Genomic DNA, 15,903 nt, shown 5'->3' on the forward strand with positions numbered 1-15,903 from the left:
CGCGCACCCGAACCGTTCGTTCTGAGCTTGTCGAAGCACCGTCCTATTCTTCACCGCCGCAAAGTGAAGTACGACCCTTCGACAAGCTCAGGTCGAACGGCTTTGGCTTGGGGGTTCCTAACCCAGCAATTCCTCAATCTCCTTGCGCAGCTGCTCGGGCTTGGTTGTCGGCGCATGGCGCGAGACGACATTGCCGTCGCGGTCGACGAGGAATTTGGTGAAATTCCACTTGATCCCGCTGCCGAGCAGGCCGGTCTTTTCCTTCTTCAGATGCTTGAAGATCGGATCGGCGTCGTCGCCGTTGACGTCGATCTTCGCCATCAGCGGGAAGCTGACATCATAGGTCAGCGAGCAGAAATTCTTGATTTCCTCGGCATCGCCCGGCTCCTGCGCGCCGAACTGGTTGCAGGGGAAGGCCAGAACCTCGAACCCGCGATCCTTGTAATCGCGGTAGAGCTCCTCCAGCCCTTCATATTGCGGGGTAAAGCCGCATTTGGAGGCGGTGTTGACGATCAGCAGCACCTTCCCCTTGTAGTCGGCCATCGCCTGCGATCCGCCGCCCGGCAGTTTCGCTGAGAAATCGTAGAGCCCCATATTCGCTTCCCCTTCGGCTGGGCGTCGGCAATCGCTTCCAGCTTTGCCTACGCCTCGATCTGTCCTTCGTGCAAGCGCCACACGCGATCCATTCGCGCCGCCAGCCGTTCGTTATGCGTCGCAACCAGTGCGGCAGAACCATGATCGCGGACGAGTTTGACGAACTGGTCGAACACGCGGTCCGCCGTCGCTTCGTCGAGATTGCCCGTGGGTTCGTCGGCGAGCACGAGCAGCGGCCGGTTCGCCAGCGCGCGCGCCACCGCAACGCGCTGTTGCTCGCCGCCCGACAGCTTGCTCGGCTTGTGGTGCAGACGCTCGGCAAGTCCGAGCCGGCCGAGCAGGTCGGCAGCGCGCTCTTCGGCTTCGGCCTGGCGCGCGCCGCGAATGAGCTGCGGCAGCACGACATTCTCGACCGCGCTGAAATCGGGGAGCAGATGGTGGAATTGATAGACGAAGCCGATCTTCTCGCGCCGCGTCGTTGTCCGCGCGCCCTGATCGAAGCGCGTCACATCCTCGCCATCGATGCGGATCGTGCCCTCGAAACCGCCTTCAAGCAGGCCGACCGCCTGCAGCATCGTCGACTTGCCCGATCCCGACGGGCCGAGCAGCGCGACGATTTCGCCGCGCTTCAGCGCCGCATCGATGCCGCGCAGCACATGGATGGTAACGTCGCCCTGCGTAAAGCTGCGCTTCAGGTCGACAAGTTCCAGGACGACATCATTCATAGCGCAGCACCTGCACGGGATCGGTATTCGCGGCCTTCAGTGCCGGATAGAGCGTCGCGAGGAAACTGAAGACGATCGCCATCACCGCAATGCCGACGATTTCGAACGGATCGGGCTTCGACGGCAATTCGGTCAGAAATCGGATCGACGGATCCCACAGCGGCTGCCCGGTGATGAATTCCGCTCCGCGCAGCACGCCGGCGCGGAAGTAAAGCAGGCTGAAGCCGATGATCATGCCGACAATGGTTCCCGCAACGCCGATCGACAGGCCGATCGCCATGAAGATGCGCATCACCGCATCGCGCGGCGCGCCCATGGTGCGCAGGATCGCCATGTCGCGCGTCTTGGCGCGGACGAGCATGATGAGCGAAGAGATGATGTTGAAAGCGGCAACGAGCACGATCAGCGACAGGATCACGAACATCGCGACGCGCTCGACCGACAGCGCCTCGAACAGACTGCTGTTCATCGACCGCCAGTCCGAAATCACCGCCTGCGCCGCGACCTTTTCGGCCAGCGGCTGCAATATCTCGCCCACCTTGTCGGGATCGGTCGTCTTGATCTCGATCATCCCCACCTGATCGCCGGTGAGCAGCAGCAGCTGCGCATTCTCCATCGGCATCACGACATAGGCCTTGTCGAAATCATAGACGCCGATCTCGAAGATCGCCGACACGCGATAGGCAATCTCGCGCGGCACCGTTCCGAACGGCGTCGACCGGCCTGCGGGATTGATGATCGTGATCATCGACCCGACCGTCGCGCCCAGATTACGCGCCAGTTCGCTGCCGATCGCGACATTGTCGGTGCCAGGCTTCAGCGAATCGAGGTTGCCCTGCAAAACCTTGCCGTTGAGCACGCCGTTGCCGCGAATGTCGGCGACGGTCATCCCGCGCACCAGCACCCCCTCGACGCGCCCGTTGAAGGTGGTGAGCAAGGGTTGCTCGATCAGCGGGGTTGCGGACACGACGCCCGGCGTCGCCTTCACCTCCTTGAGCAGATCGCGCCAGTCGTCGAGACGGCCGCCGAAGCCCTGCACCACCGCATGGCCGTTCAGCCCGACGATCTTGTCGAACAGGTCGGAGCGGACACCGTTCATCACGCTCATCACGATAACCAGCGCCGCGACCCCCAGCATCACCGCGGTAAAACTGAACGCCGCCGCGACGAAGATGAAGCCTTCGCCGCGTTGCGGGAGCAGATAGCGTTTGAAGATGGCGCGTTCGTAAGGACGCAGGATCATCGGGCGGACGCCCCTTCAGGCGCGGTGCGCGTTGCGGTCATGCCGCCGCTTTAGGGGGCGTCCGGGCCGCTGGCAATGGTCACCGTGGGGCGCAATTCGCTGCGAATGATTCGCAGAATATGTTGCCGAACGGCCACAGGGCGGTGCAAAAGCGCCGCAGCCTGTCGACGAATGGGTGACAAAGCCCGGCGCGGCGCATAGCCCAATGGCTTCTGGTTCAACGCGGCGCAAGGCCCGGTTCCAGGGAGTGCAGGCCGGTCGCCTGGCCTGCGCACAAGGGGGATGGCGACGTTCGTCACAGGCGCCCGGGTCTCGAATGAGGCCCGGGCGTTGTGATTCCGGGCCATCGTGCGGCCGGACCTCCGCGCCGCCCTCATTTGCGCCCGCACAGCTTCTCCACATCGTCCATCGCCAGCTTCACCCCAGCCAACCCACAAGAGGTGCCAGCTTTTCCGCCGAAGCTGGAGTAGAAATTCCCGATATGGGGATAGGAAGCGGACGAGAGACCGTCCTATTCGGCATTGGCGGCTAAGCCTTGATGCCATCCAGTATCGACTGTGCTTCGGCCCGGATTTGCTCCATTTCAGCTGCTGCGAGCATGGCCTCGGCATCACCGGAAGTTACATCGACGAGGTCGCAAAATCTTTCCGCAAGAGCCATGATCCGCGCATCCCAATGACCGAATACCGGTCTTCCGGACTTGAAATTCAGCGCCAAGTTGCTGCTGAACAGAATGGAATGACATAGCTCTTCAGGAACGCATACTACGCTCTGGTCTCGCCCCATCCAGTAGTATTCTTGAAAGCCTTTGTCGCTTAGCTCTCCAAGAGCCTCTAAAACTATTCCCTTGTTTGGTTTAAACATGTCGGGGAATGCCTGCTACGATGATCGGTAACGACATCTTGGCAAATTGAGCCAAAGTCCGCAATGTCGGTCCTTTGCAGTCATCAATCATAGTCGTCCAAGCTATCAACAATGATCAATTAAAATAGCAACACGCTAACCCATTCATTTACGCCCAAAAAGTCGCTCAACGTCCGCCATCTGCAATTTTACCCAGGTCGGACGGCCGTGGTTGCACTGACCCGAATGGGGCGTCACTTCCATCTGTCGGAGCAAGGCGTTCATTTCGGCGACATTGAGCGGACGCCCGGCGCGCACCGACCCATGACACGCCATCGTCGCCGCCACGAGTTCGAGCCGCTCGGAGAGGCCCAGCGCTGCGTCATAGCCCGCCAAATCGTCGGCGATATCGGTGACGAGTTTGTGGCAGTCAATCGCGCCCAGCATCGCGGGCGTCGCGCGCACCATCACCGCCGCGGGGCCGAAGCGCTCGATCTCGACCCCCAGCGCGGAAAGCTGACCCGCAGCCGCTTCGAGGCGATCGCACGCCGGCTCGTCGATCTCGACGATCTCGGGCAGCAGCAAGCCCTGCGACGGCACCGCCTGCCCCGCCATGCCGCGGCGCAATTGTTCGAGCACCAGCCGCTCGTGCGCCGCATGCTGGTCGACGATGACCAGACCGTCCTCGGCCTCGGCAACGATATAGGTGTTTGCGATCTGTCCGCGCGCGATGCCTAGCGGATGGTCGGCGGCGACCGGCGGCGGCGCTTCGGCCACTTCGGCTCGCCCTGCGATCGGCGCGGCGGCGCCCGCAAAGGTCATCATTCGGTCATAGACGCGCGCCGCGTCGGCGGGCGGCGGCGCGGCATCGGCGCCGAACAGATGCACCGCGGGCTCGCTGCGCTGGCCGAACAGAAATCCGGTCGTCGGCGCCGGTGCGGCCGGTTCCTGCTGCCACGCGGCGAGCGCGGCTTCGGCAGGGCGCTGGACGCTGCGAAACCCCTGCTCGTCGAGCGCGCGGCGCAGCCCGCCGACGATCATCCCGCGCACAAGCTGCGGATCGCGGAACCGCACTTCGGTTTTCGCCGGATGGACGTTCACATCGACCTCGCTCGTCGGCAGATCGAGGAAGAGCGCGACGACCGGATGGCGATCACGCGCGAGCAGATCGGCATAGGCGCCGCGCAATGCCCCGACAAGCAGCCGGTCCTTCACCGGACGGCCGTTGACAAACAGATATTGATGATCGGCGATGCCGCGGTTGTAGGTCGGCAGGCTGATCACGCCGCCGAGCCGGACCTCGCCGCGCTCGACATCGACGCCGATGCTGTTCGCCGCCAGGTCGCGCTGGGTCAGTGCCGCGACACGGCTGAGACGATCCTGGCCGCCCTGCACGTCGAGCACGCGGCGCCCGTCATGCTCGACGGCAAAACCGACGTCGGCGCGCGCCATCGCCAGACGTTTCACGACATCGAGGCAGGCGGCATATTCGCTGCGCGCGCTACGCAGAAACTTGCGCCGGGCAGGCACGCGCGCGAACAGATCCTCGACCATCACCCGCGTGCCCTTGGCGAGCGCCGCCGGCCCTTCGGCGATGAGGCTGCCATTATCGATCACACGGCGCCACCCGTCCGCGCCCGCAACGCGGCTTTCAAGCGTCAACCGCGCAACGCTGGCAATCGACGGCAAGGCTTCGCCGCGAAAGCCCATTGTCGTCACTTCCTCGATCGCATCGGTCGGCAATTTCGAGGTCGCATGGCGCTCGAGCGCGAGCGCCATGTCGGACGCGGTCATCCCGCACCCGTCGTCATCGACTTCCAGCCGCAGAATTCCGCCCTCGGCGATTCGCACCGCAATGCGAGTCGCCCCCGCATCGAGGGCGTTTTCGACGAGTTCCTTGAGCGCTGCGGCGGGTCTTTCGACCACTTCACCGGCTGCGATCCGATTTACTAGCTTTTCCGGCAGGCGGCGTATTGACATGGGGGCTGTCCTAGCGCAGTCGGACGCAAATCGCGACCCATCCGCTCAGCCCTGATCATTTTGTCCAGCCACCCCGTCCGGGAAGAGCCGGAATCTCCCCCTGATTGGTCCTGTGCCGGTAGGCGCGCGGGTTCACATTCGATGGCGGCAGGACCAGACCGACCCGGCTGGCACGTGCCGATGACAGGAAGCAGTATCGATGTCCTTCTTTTCCCGTTTTCTGAAGTTCAATTCCCAAGACATGGCAATCGACCTCGGCACCGCGAACACGGTCGTTTACGTGCGCGGCAAGGGCATCGTGCTCAATGAGCCCTCGGTCGTCGCGGTCGAGACGCTGAACGGGATCAAGCGGGTCAAGGCGGTCGGCGACGATGCCAAGCTGATGATGGGCAAGACGCCCGACAGCATCGAGGCCATCCGCCCGCTGCGTGACGGGGTCATCGCCGACATCGATGTCGCCGAACAGATGATCAAGCACTTCATCACCAAGGTGCACGGCGGCAAGGCCAACGCGTTTCGCAGCCCCGAAATCGTGATTTGCGTGCCGTCGGGTTCGACCAGCGTTGAACGCCGCGCGATCCGCGACGCCGCATCGAACGCCGGGGCAAGCCAGGTGTGGCTGATCGAGGAACCGATGGCGGCCGCAATCGGCGCCGACATGCCGGTTACCGAACCGATCGGCTCTATGGTCGTCGACATCGGCGGCGGCACCACCGAAGTCGCGGTGCTCTCGCTGCGCGGCCTGGCTTACACGACCTCGGTCCGCGCCGGCGGCGACAAGATGGACGAAGCGATCGTCTCCTACGTTCGCCGCCATCACAATCTGCTGATCGGCGAATCGACCGCCGAGCGGATCAAGAAGGATTTCGGCATCGCGCGCGTGCCCGCCGACGGCGTCGGCATGACGATCCACATCAAGGGCCGCGACCTCGTCAACGGCGTGCCGAAGGAAATTTCGATCAATCAGGCGCAGATCGCCGAAGCACTGTCCGAACCGATCGGCACGATCGTCGAAGGCGTGCGCATCGCGCTCGAAAACACCGCCCCCGAACTCGCAGCCGACATTGTCGACCAGGGCATCGTGCTCACCGGCGGCGGCGCTTTGATCCGCGAACTCGACGAATTGCTGCGCGACGCAACCGGCCTGCCGGTGACGGTCGCGGAAGACCCGCTGACCTGCGTCGCGATTGGCACCGGCCGCGCGATGGAGGATCCCGCCTTCCGCGGCGTGCTGCAGCAAGCCTGATCGCGGACAGACGGTCCATGGTTCGCCCGGCACATCGGCGTCCGGGGCAATCCCGAAAGGCCCAGTACAGCCTCTTCGCTGCCTATGTTATTGCGATAACGGGCGCGCTTGCGGGGCTGCTTCTGGCGATCCTTTCGGTCGCCGACCCCGTCGGCTTTGCCGCCCTGCGCGTCGCCAGTCAGGAAATAACCGCGCCGATCGCGCGCGGCACGCGGTCGGTGATCGGGTCGATCTCGGGCGTCGACGACACTGTGTCGGCCTATGTCGGCGCGGGATCGCAGAACCGCCGCTTGCGCAAGGAACTGGCCGAGGCGCGCCGCCGTCTCGTCGCGACCAGCGCGCTCGAAGAGGAAAATCGCCAGCTCAAGTCGCTGCTGGGTCTGCAGCAGACCGATCGCTCGGCGCTCGCCCATGGCTATCTGCTCACCTCGACCTCGACGAGCAGCCGCCGCATCGCGCTGCTCAGCCTCGGGCGCAACCGGGGTGTTTTGGCGGGCCAGCCGGTACGCGGCGCCGACGGCCTGATCGGCCGCGTGCTGACCGCCGGGCCATCGGTGTCGCAGGTGCTGCTCCTTACCGACGTCGAAAATGTCGTGCCGGTGCGCCGGGCTCGTGACGGCCTGCCGGCGCTCGCAACGGGCCGCGGCAACGGCGATCTCGACGTTCGCACGCTCAACATCGCGAACAATCCCTTCAAGCCCGGCGACATCCTCGTGACGTCGGGAACCGGCGGCCTTTATCCTCCGAACATTCCGGTCGCCATCGTCGTGCGGCGCCAGGACGATGGCGCGCTCGCGCGTCCGCTGGCCGACCCGGCAAAGGTCGATGCGGTAGCGGTGCTGCGCCCCTATACGCCCGATAATATCGAGGCGCAGGCGATGCCCGCCCAATCCTCCGCGGCGGCCGGCGCGCCATGAACCGACACGGACAGCGGATCGGCGAGCCAGCCTCGCGCTGGCGGATGCAGGTCGTGCCGATCGCGACGGTGATGATCGCGTCGGCGCTGCCGTTGATGCTGCCGCTCGTCGCCAGTTCGCCCGTGCTGCCCCCGCTCGGTCTCCTCTTCTTCCTGAGCTGGCAACTTCTGCGCACCGAAATGTGGCCGGTGTGGATCGGTCTGCCGCTCGGCCTGTGGGACGATCTGTTCAGCGGCGCGCCGATCGGCACAGCCATCGCGCTGTGGACCGCCGCGAGCATCGCGATCGCCTATCTCTCGCAGCGCATCTATTGGCGCGGCTTCCTGCACGACTGGGCGATCGGCGCGCTGCTCGTCGCCGCTGTTCAGGCGCTTGCGGTGCTTATCACCTTTCCACACGCTCCCGCCGGGCATATGCTCGGCCTCGTGCTGCCGCAGATCATCATTTCGGTGCTGCTGATGCCGCTGTTCCTCCGCCTGACCGGCAAGTTTGACAATTTCCGTCTCAAGCGCCGATAATCGCCCGCCTCCCGCCCCCGCCTTAGCCTTCGCCCCAGATTGCCAACGAATTTCCGCTTTCATGTCCCGCAAGAAAAGTCCGCCCATTACCGAAGCCTGGAGGGGCCTCACCTTCACGCGCCGCACCCTTGTCGTCGGCGGCGGACAAATCGCCGTGGGCGCCGCGCTCGCGGCGCGGATGGGCTATATCTCGATCATCGACAATGATCGCTATGTCCTCGAATCCGAAAGCAACCGCGTCAATCTGACGCTCATCCCGCCGCGTCGCGGCTGGATCGTCGACCGCCACGGCAAGGCGCTTGCCAACAACCGCGTCTCGCTCCGCATCGACATCATTCCCGATCGCATGCACAGCAAGGAACTGGTGCTGGGCCAGCTCCGCACGTTGTTGCAGCTCGACGGCGACGCTATGGCGCGCATCGAACGCGACCTCAAGGCGGCATCGGGATTCCAGCCGGTTGCGGTTGCGGAGGACGTGACCGAGCAGCAATATGCATCGATCCTCGTCCGCCTCCCCGACCTCCCCGGCATTGCCCCGACGCGCGGTTTTGCCCGCAACTATCCCACCGGCGCCGCGGTCGGCCACCTGATCGGCTATGTCGGCGCCCCGACTGCCGAGGAATATGAAAAGGTCAAGGATCCGCTCTTCATCACCCCCGGCTTCAAGACCGGCAAGGACGGGCTGGAGAAATATTTCGAGGAATTGCTGCGCGGCAAGGCCGGCGCCAAGCGCGTCGAAGTCACCGCGCGGGGCAAGGTCGTGCGCGATCTCAGCACCCAGCCCGACACGCAAGGCAAGACCGTCCACCTGACCATCGACGCCGATCTGCAGGAATATGCCGCGCGCCGCATGGGCCCCGAATCAGGGGCGGCGGTCGTCATCGACTGCCTCAATGGCGACATCCTCGCCTTCGTTTCGATGCCGTCTTTCGATCCGAACAGCTTTTCGGACGGGATCAGCAATGCCGAATATGGCTGGCTGCGCGCCGACGATCACCAGCCGCTGATCAACAAGGCGACCCGCGGCCTCTACCCCCCGGGATCGACGCTGAAGCCGATGGCCGCGATCGCCGCGATCGAACATGGCATGGACCCGAGCGAACGCCACACCTGCATCGGCGGCTATCGCCTCGGCAACCGTTTCTTCCGCTGTCTCGGCACCCACGGCAGCGTCGACATGCCGACCGCGATCATGAAAAGCTGTAACAGCTATTTCTATTGGGTCGCCGACCGGCTGGGCTATGACGCCATCGCGCCGACCGCGAAGATGATGGGGCTGGGCGAGGAATTCCAGCTTGCCGGAAGCAACCAGCGATACGGCACGATTCCCGACAGCGCGTGGAAGATGAAAAAATACGGCCAACCCTGGTCGGCGTCCGATTCGCTGAATGCGGTGATCGGCCAGGGCTATGTCAGCGTGAACCCGCTCCAGCTCGCCGTCATGGCGTCGCGTATCGCCTCGGGCCGCAAACTCTACCCCCGCCTCGTCAGCCGGCAATTCTCGAACGAGCCTTTGCCCTTCTCAGCCGAAGCCTTTGCGACCGCGCGCGAGGGGATGAACCGCGTCGTCAACGCCCCCGGCGGAACCGCGGGGCGCAGCCGCCTGCCGCTCGACGGCATCCAGATGGCGGGCAAGACCGGCACGGCCCAGGTTCGCGGCCTCAACACCGGCAACGGCAAAGGCGGAACGTGGAAATTTCGCGATCACGGCCTGTTCATCTGCTTCGCGCCGGTCGAAAATCCGCGCTATGCCGCGTCGGTCATCATCGAACATGGCATGGGCGGCAGCCGCGCGGCGGCGCCCGTTGCCAAGGACATCTTCACCTTCCTCTACGACCGTGAAAAGGCGATGGAGGCACTGACCGCCTTCGAGGCCGGCTGGGGCGGCACGATCAAGGAGCGGATGGACCGCGACTATGCTGCGTGGAAGGCGGGTATCGCGCGCCCCGATCCGGGGCTCGCGCAATGATCCCGGTTCCGCCCGCCGTCCAGCGCATCCCCTGGAAGCTGATCGCACTCCTGTCAGCGATCACCGGCTTCGGCCTGCTCGTCCTCTATTCGGCCGCCGGCGGCAGCGTGACGCCCTGGGCGCTCCAACAGGGGGTGCGCTTCATCGTCTTCCTGCTCGTCGCGCTCGCGATCGGGCGCATGCCGATCCGCATTTTCGAAGATTTCTCCTACCTTGGCTATCTGGGCGTCGCGCTGCTTCTGCTTGCGGTCGAAGCGCTGGGTTTTGTCGGCGGCGGCAGTCAGCGATGGCTCAATCTCGGATTCATGAACCTCCAGCCGTCGGAACTGATGAAGGTCGCGATCGTCCTCGCCCTCGCGCGCTTCTACGCCCAATTGCCGCCGGGCAGCACGCGCACCTTCAACGCCTTGTGGCCCGCGCTGGTGATGATCGGCATCCCCGCCGCGCTCGTGATGCTCCAGCCCGACCTCGGCACGGCGCTGGCGATCTGCGCCAGCGCGGCGATCGTGATGTTCGTCTCGGGCCTTCCGCTGTGGTGGTTCGGCAGCGCCGCGCTCGCGGGACTGGCCGCGTTGCCGATCCTCTTTTCGATGCTGCACGACTATCAGCAGAAGCGCGTGCTGATCTTCCTCGACCCCGAAAGCGATCCTCTGGGCGCCGGCTATCACATCAGCCAGTCGAAGATAGCGATCGGATCGGGCGGACTGTTCGGCAAGGGCTTCCTCAACGGGTCGCAAAGCCACCTCGATTATTTGCCCGAAGGGCATACCGACTTCATCTTCGCCACCATGTCGGAGGAATGGGGGCTGGTCGGCGGGCTGTTGCTGCTCCTCGGCTTCTTCTTCCTGCTGCGCTGGTCCACGCGCGTCGCGCTCAACGCGCGGACGCGCTTCGGCCAGTTGACCGCGACCGGCCTCACCATGACGATCTTTTTCTACATCGCGATCAATCTGGGGATGGTGATGGGGCTGGCCCCGGTCGTCGGTATCCCGTTGCCGCTCTTCTCCTATGGCGGATCGTCGATGCTGACGATCATGACCTGCATCGGCATCATCCTCGCGATCGAGAGTGACAGCAAGAAGCGGCACAGCCGGCTGAGCTGACGACGCCAGCGGCGCCGCGACCGCGCGTGCCGCTTATTCGTGCCGCAGCGCGTCGATCGGATCGAGCTTCGACGCCCGGCGCGCCGGATAATAGCCGAATGTTATCCCCATCAAGGCGGAGAACAGGAAGCTCATCACATTGACGACCGGATTGAAGATGAAGGGCACGTCGATCACGCTCGCCATCCCCCAGGACAGGATGAAAGCGAAGGCGATGCCGACCGCACCGCCGAAACAGCACAGCACGACGGCCTCGGTCAGAAACTGGAGCTGCACCTCGCGCGCCAGCGCCCCGATGGCGAGACGGATGCCGATCTCGCGCGTCCGTTCGGTGACCGAGACAAGCATGATATTCATGATCCCGATCCCGCCGACAAGCAGGCTGATCCCCGCGATCACGGCAACCATCGCGGTCAACGCGCCGGTTGCCGCACCGAGCGCCTGATTGACCTGCGCGGTATCGACGATGTTGAAGTCGTTGGTGGCCGCGCCCTGCAACAGGCGCCGCTCGCGCAGCAGGCCGACGAGCGAATCCTGAATGGCGGTGCTGGCGTAGGCGCTGTCATATTTGATCACGAAATATTGGATATCGTCGCTGCCGGTGAAGCGGCGCTGCGCCATTTTCAGCGGGACCATCACGACATTGTCGCTGTCCTGATCGGGACCGCCGCCCTCGCCGCGTTCCTTGAGGACGCCGATCACGGTGCAGGACACGTTGTTCAACCGGATATTTTCGCCGAGCGGACTGCTCCCGGCGACGAATATCGCCTTTTGGACCTTGGGCCCGATCAGGCACATATTCTTGCCCGCGCTTTCCTCCTCGTTCGTGAACGCGCGGCCGCTTTCGACCTCGATCGACCGGGCGCGCAGGAAGTCATTGCCGACGCCCTGCACGGTCGTGCGCCAGCTCTGCCCGTTATGAAAGGCCGCGACGCTGGACGACACGCTGCCCGACACATCGACGACGCCGGCGATCTGCCTGCTCACCGCATCAACATCGGCTTGCTTGAACGGCCGCGGCCTGCCGCGATCGCCCTGCACGGGAAAGACGATCAGCACGTTAGACCCCAGCGAGGATATCTGGTCCTTGATCGATGCCGTGACGCCATTGCCGAGCGTCACCATCGTGATCACCGCCGCGACCCCGATGATGATGCCGAGCGTCGTCAGGAACGAACGCAGCAGATGGCGCCGTATCTCGCGAAAGGCGAGCAGGAGCGTTGCGCCGAACATCAGGCGGGTTCCTCGCTGCGGGTGCGCCTGCCGCGTTCGACCCGTTCGACCAGCCCGTCGCGAAAGCGCACGATGGTGTTGGCAAAGGCCGCCATTTCCTCCTCATGCGTGACCATCAGGATGGTGATGCCCTCGCCGTTCAGGCGCGTGAGCAACTGCATGATCTCGATCGAGCGTTCGGTATCGAGATTGCCCGTAGGCTCGTCGGCGAGCAGCACGTCGGGCTGGGTGACGAGCGCCCGGGCGATCGCCACCCGCTGCTGCTGGCCGCCCGACAATTCAGCCGGCGTGTGATCCGCCCAAGGCGCAAGACCCACCTGATCGAGCGCGCGCATGGCTGCGGCGTGGCGCTCGCTCTTCTTTTCGCCGCGATAGAGCAGCGGCAGTTCGACATTTTCGACCGCGCTGGTGCGGGCAAGGAGATTGAAGCCCTGAAAGACGAAGCCCAGATATCGCCGCCGCAGCAGGCTGCGTTGATCGCGATCGAGCGCCTGCACCTCGACCCCGCGAAAGCGGAACACGCCGCTCGTCGGGACATCCAGGCAGCCGAGGATGTTCATCGTCGTCGATTTGCCCGAGCCCGACGGCCCCATCACCGCGACGAAATCGCCGCGCTCGATGCGCATGTCGACGCCCTTGAGCGCCTGGAAGGCCGCCTCGCCCCGGCCGAAGGTCTTCGTTATCCCTTCGAGTTCGATCAGCGGGATCTCGGGGGGCGTCACTGGCCCGTCGCCCCCTTGCCCGTCACCACCTTCATGCCGGGCCGCAGCCCCTTGGCCGTCACCGCAGTCAGGCGGCCGTTGCTCTGCCCTGTCACAACGTCGACGGGCTTCAGCGTCCCGTCGGCCTGAAGCACCCAGACGCGCTGCTGGCTGCCCACGCCGATAGTCGCGCTCTGTTCATTCTTTTCCAGCCCGATTTCGGGATTGAGCACGCCGCCCTTTTCCTTTTCCTTCGCATCGGGCTGAAAGCGCAGGGCCCCGTTCGGAACCAGCAATTGTTTGCCGGTGCTGCCCGTCGCAATGGTCGCCGTCGCGGTCATCCCCGGACGCAGCAGCCCGTCGCCATTGGCGACCGCCAGCCTTGCCTCATAGCTGACGACCGCATTGGCGGTTGCGGTGGCCGTCTGCTGGCTCGCCTGCGAAGCCGTGTTGCTCGACGCCTGATCGACGCGCTCGACGACCGCGGGAAAGCGACGACCGGGATAGGCATCGACCGTGAAGTCGGCCTTCTGTCCGGTCTGGACCTGTCCGACGTCGGCTTCATCGATCTCGACGCGAAGCTGCATCGCGGACAGATCTTCGGCGATGATGAACAGGGTCGGGGTGTTGAAGCTTGCCGCGACAGTCTGCCCGGGCTCGACCTGGCGCGCGAGCACGACACCCGAAACGGGCGAACGGATCTCCGCGCGGTTGCGGTTGGTCACCGCCGACGACAATTGCGCCTCGACAGCGCGGACATTCGCCTGCGCCGCGGCAACGGCGGCGGTATCGCGCTTCACTGCCGCGCGACCCTGATCGAGTTCGACCCCGGAGGGAACCTTGCCGCCCGAGATCTTGAACACATTTTCCAGCCGCGCGAGCTGCGCCTTGTCGACGTCAAGCGTCGCCTGCGCCTGCGCCACCTGCGCGCGCGCCGCGTTGAGATTGGCCTCGGCCTGGGTGATCTGGTCCTCAATCACGTCGGTGTTGATCTGGGCGAGGACCTGCCCCTTGGAGACGCGGTCGTTTACATCGACATAAATGTGATCGATCTTGCCCGACACTTCGGACCCCACCTCGACCTGATTGGTCGGCCGCAGATTCCCCGTCGCCGTGACGCTGAGCGTCAGCGACTTCTCGGTCACCGGCTCGGTGATATATTTGGCCTCGTCTTTCCCGCGCGAACAGGTTGCCATCGCCAGCAATATGACGAGTATCAGCGCCGCTGGCAGCCAGTATTTCATCCAGCGCCGCCACTTGGGGCGCGGCCTCGCGCCAAGAAAATCCTCGAGTTCCTGCGTCGCAGTGCCGGTATCGGTCATTCGCTAGTCCCCTGTGTCCGAACGCCGGCATCCGGATCGAAATTGGTCCCGTCCCAACCGCCGCCGAGCGCCTGGTTGAGGCTGATAAAGGCGTTGGCCCGCTCGGCCTGGCTCGCCGCCAGCGCGTTGCGGGCCGCGAGCAACTGGTTCTCCGCAGTCAGCAAAGTTTGAAAGTCGATCAGCCCCGCCTGATACTGGCTGCGCGCCAGCAGCGCGGCATTGCTCGCCGCATCGCGCGCCGTTTCGAAAAGGCTAACGCGCTCGCCCGCCGCGCGCTGGGCGGCGGCGGCGCTCTCGACATCCTCAAGCGCGCCAAGGATCGCCTTTTGCCAGGCCGCAAGCGAAGCCTGCGCGGCTGCATTGGCGGCGTCGACACCCGCGCGCGCACGGCCGCCGTCAAAGATAAGCTGGCTGATCCCCGCAAAGAGCCGCCCGGTTATCACATCGAACAGATTGCCGATCCCGAACGAGGCGGTGCCAAGGTTGCCGGTAAGGTTGACAAGCGGTAGCATCTGCGCGCGTGCAACGCCGATGCGCGCCGTGTCCGCGAGCAGCGTCGCTTCTGCCTGGCGGACGTCGGGGCGGCTGCGCAGCACGGCGGCCGGCGCATCGAACCCCACTGCGTCCGGCGGAGCCGGAATTGCTCCTTCTTCGCCCTCGATCGCCGTCCGCACCGGGCCGGGCGCTTCGCCGATCAGGGTCGAAATGCTGTTCGCCGCCTGCGCGAGATCGCGTTCAAGCGCCGGAATGCTCGCCGCGGTCTGCGCCCGCTGCGCGGCGGCCTGCTCGACATCGAGGCTCGATACGAGGCCGGCCTCGCGTCGCCAGCGCGCGATCTGGAGATTATCGTCCTGAATGGTCAGCGTTTCGCGCGCGATCGCGAGTTGTACCGCGAGCGTTCGCGCCGAAACGGTGGTCTGCGCCACCTGTCCCACGATCAGGCGCTGCAGGTCGGCAAGGCCATAGCCTGCGGCGGCAAGATCGGCCCGCGATGCAGCGACATTGCCGCCGATGCGTCCGAAAAGATCGATCTCCCACTGCGCGTCGGCGCCGAGCGAATATTGCAGCCGCTCGTCGCCCAGATCGCCGACATCGCGCTGAAGCCCCCCGGAGGCCGTGACCTGCGGGAAATAGCCTGCCCGCGCCGCGCGCACGCCCGCGCGCGCCTGCACCAGGCGGGCGGCCGACTGGGCAATGTCACGATTGTTCGCCAGCGCCCGCGCGACATAGGAATCGACCAGCGGATCGTTCAGTCGCGTCCAATAGGATGCCGTCGCGGCGGGATTGCCTCCCGATTCGACCGACCATTGCTCGGGAACGGGAATGCCCGGCCCGGATGGATATTCGGTCGGCGCCGAAACGCAGCCCCCAAGACCGCCCGCCATCAGGGCTATTGCCAGCCAGCGCCGTCCCGTCTGCATGCGCCCCTCAAAGTCCCACCGCGGATGCAAAAATTACCGCGCTTGCCGGACGGCAGACCATAAATTGCTGGAATACGCAAGCTTTCGG

At 64.8% G+C, this 15,903-nt stretch carries 14 protein-coding genes; 5 read left to right on the forward strand and 9 right to left on the reverse strand.

Annotated features, from left to right (window positions below; translation table 11 throughout):
• Positions 1 to 117: 117 nt before the first annotated feature.
• From MU856_RS08115 to mutL, 5 genes are all read right to left on the reverse strand, one after another.
• Entirely contained in the window at positions 118 to 594 is a 477-nt protein-coding gene (locus MU856_RS08115) for a glutathione peroxidase (RefSeq protein WP_062902625.1), read from the reverse strand.
• Positions 595 to 641: 47 nt separating this feature from the next.
• Positions 642 to 1,319 (reverse strand): ABC transporter ATP-binding protein, encoded by a 678-nt coding sequence (locus tag MU856_RS08120; protein WP_062768337.1) that lies wholly within the window; start codon positions 1,317 to 1,319, stop codon positions 642 to 644.
• Complete coding sequence (locus tag MU856_RS08125) at positions 1,312 to 2,562, reverse strand: lipoprotein-releasing ABC transporter permease subunit (RefSeq protein ID WP_062902626.1); 1,251 nt, start codon at positions 2,560 to 2,562, stop codon at positions 1,312 to 1,314. The genes MU856_RS08120 and MU856_RS08125 overlap by 8 nt, the downstream gene beginning before the upstream one ends.
• A 528-nt stretch (positions 2,563 to 3,090) precedes the next feature.
• Positions 3,091 to 3,426: a hypothetical protein gene (locus MU856_RS08130; RefSeq protein WP_062902627.1), complete on the reverse strand. Its 336-nt coding sequence runs from the start codon at positions 3,424 to 3,426 to the stop codon at positions 3,091 to 3,093.
• A gap of 144 nt (positions 3,427 to 3,570) precedes the next feature.
• Entirely contained in the window at positions 3,571 to 5,385 is a 1,815-nt protein-coding gene (gene mutL, locus MU856_RS08135; protein ID WP_263588793.1) for a DNA mismatch repair endonuclease MutL, read from the reverse strand.
• A gap of 199 nt (positions 5,386 to 5,584) precedes the next feature.
• Between mutL and MU856_RS08140 the strand changes: the two genes are divergently transcribed.
• From MU856_RS08140 to rodA, 5 genes are all read left to right on the forward strand, one after another.
• Complete coding sequence (locus MU856_RS08140) at positions 5,585 to 6,631, forward strand: rod shape-determining protein (protein ID WP_003043744.1); 1,047 nt, start codon at positions 5,585 to 5,587, stop codon at positions 6,629 to 6,631.
• Between the two features lie 17 nt (positions 6,632 to 6,648).
• Positions 6,649 to 7,548: a rod shape-determining protein MreC gene (gene mreC / locus MU856_RS08145; RefSeq protein ID WP_263588794.1), complete on the forward strand. Its 900-nt coding sequence runs from the start codon at positions 6,649 to 6,651 to the stop codon at positions 7,546 to 7,548.
• Complete coding sequence (mreD, locus tag MU856_RS08150; protein WP_062902630.1) at positions 7,545 to 8,066, forward strand: rod shape-determining protein MreD; 522 nt, start codon at positions 7,545 to 7,547, stop codon at positions 8,064 to 8,066. The genes mreC and mreD overlap by 4 nt, the downstream gene beginning before the upstream one ends.
• A 61-nt stretch (positions 8,067 to 8,127) precedes the next feature.
• A complete protein-coding gene (mrdA, locus tag MU856_RS08155) occupies positions 8,128 to 10,035 on the forward strand; it encodes a penicillin-binding protein 2 (RefSeq protein ID WP_062902631.1) in 1,908 nt (635 codons plus the stop codon).
• On the forward strand, positions 10,032 to 11,138 hold the full coding sequence (rodA, locus tag MU856_RS08160; RefSeq protein WP_062902632.1) for a rod shape-determining protein RodA: 1,107 nt from the start codon (positions 10,032 to 10,034) through the stop codon (positions 11,136 to 11,138). Before mrdA ends, rodA begins: the two co-directional genes overlap by 4 nt.
• Positions 11,139 to 11,171: 33 nt before the next feature.
• Here rodA and MU856_RS08165 read toward each other — a convergent pair whose 3' ends face one another.
• From MU856_RS08165 to MU856_RS08180, 4 genes are read right to left on the reverse strand one after another with little or no spacing between them, the layout of a single operon-like run.
• Positions 11,172 to 12,371, reverse strand: a complete 1,200-nt coding sequence (locus tag MU856_RS08165; RefSeq protein WP_263588795.1) for an ABC transporter permease — start codon at positions 12,369 to 12,371, stop codon at positions 11,172 to 11,174.
• On the reverse strand, positions 12,371 to 13,093 hold the full coding sequence (locus tag MU856_RS08170) for an ABC transporter ATP-binding protein (RefSeq protein ID WP_003043762.1): 723 nt from the start codon (positions 13,091 to 13,093) through the stop codon (positions 12,371 to 12,373). The genes MU856_RS08165 and MU856_RS08170 overlap by 1 nt, the downstream gene beginning before the upstream one ends.
• Positions 13,090 to 14,394: an efflux RND transporter periplasmic adaptor subunit gene (locus MU856_RS08175; RefSeq protein WP_263588796.1), complete on the reverse strand. Its 1,305-nt coding sequence runs from the start codon at positions 14,392 to 14,394 to the stop codon at positions 13,090 to 13,092. Before MU856_RS08175 ends, MU856_RS08170 begins: the two co-directional genes overlap by 4 nt.
• Positions 14,391 to 15,779 carry an efflux transporter outer membrane subunit gene (locus MU856_RS08180; protein ID WP_263588797.1) on the reverse strand — a complete coding sequence of 463 codons (1,389 nt, stop codon included), beginning with the start codon at positions 15,777 to 15,779 and terminating at the stop codon, positions 14,391 to 14,393. Before MU856_RS08180 ends, MU856_RS08175 begins: the two co-directional genes overlap by 4 nt.
• Between the last annotated feature and the right edge of the window lie 124 nt (positions 15,780 to 15,903).

The sequence above is a fragment of the Sphingopyxis sp. GC21 genome, assembly GCF_025727575.1.
Taxonomy (GTDB): Bacteria; Pseudomonadota; Alphaproteobacteria; order Sphingomonadales; family Sphingomonadaceae; genus Sphingopyxis; species Sphingopyxis terrae_A.

Coding starts and splice junctions, on each gene's coding strand:
- MU856_RS08115 (WP_062902625.1), bottom strand. CDS start 594: ATGGGGCTCTACGATTTCTCAGCGAAACTGCCGGGCGGCGGATCGCAG.
- MU856_RS08120 (WP_062768337.1), bottom strand. CDS start 1,319: ATGAATGATGTCGTCCTGGAACTTGTCGACCTGAAGCGCAGCTTTACG.
- MU856_RS08125 (WP_062902626.1), bottom strand. CDS start 2,562: ATGATCCTGCGTCCTTACGAACGCGCCATCTTCAAACGCTATCTGCTC.
- MU856_RS08130 (WP_062902627.1), bottom strand. CDS start 3,426: ATGTTTAAACCAAACAAGGGAATAGTTTTAGAGGCTCTTGGAGAGCTA.
- mutL (WP_263588793.1), bottom strand. CDS start 5,385: ATGTCAATACGCCGCCTGCCGGAAAAGCTAGTAAATCGGATCGCAGCC.
- MU856_RS08140 (WP_003043744.1), top strand. CDS start 5,585: ATGTCCTTCTTTTCCCGTTTTCTGAAGTTCAATTCCCAAGACATGGCA.
- mreC (WP_263588794.1), top strand. CDS start 6,649: ATGGTTCGCCCGGCACATCGGCGTCCGGGGCAATCCCGAAAGGCCCAG.
- mreD (WP_062902630.1), top strand. CDS start 7,545: ATGAACCGACACGGACAGCGGATCGGCGAGCCAGCCTCGCGCTGGCGG.
- mrdA (WP_062902631.1), top strand. CDS start 8,128: ATGTCCCGCAAGAAAAGTCCGCCCATTACCGAAGCCTGGAGGGGCCTC.
- rodA (WP_062902632.1), top strand. CDS start 10,032: ATGATCCCGGTTCCGCCCGCCGTCCAGCGCATCCCCTGGAAGCTGATC.
- MU856_RS08165 (WP_263588795.1), bottom strand. CDS start 12,371: ATGTTCGGCGCAACGCTCCTGCTCGCCTTTCGCGAGATACGGCGCCAT.
- MU856_RS08175 (WP_263588796.1), bottom strand. CDS start 14,394: ATGACCGATACCGGCACTGCGACGCAGGAACTCGAGGATTTTCTTGGC.
- MU856_RS08180 (WP_263588797.1), bottom strand. CDS start 15,779: ATGGCGGGCGGTCTTGGGGGCTGCGTTTCGGCGCCGACCGAATATCCA.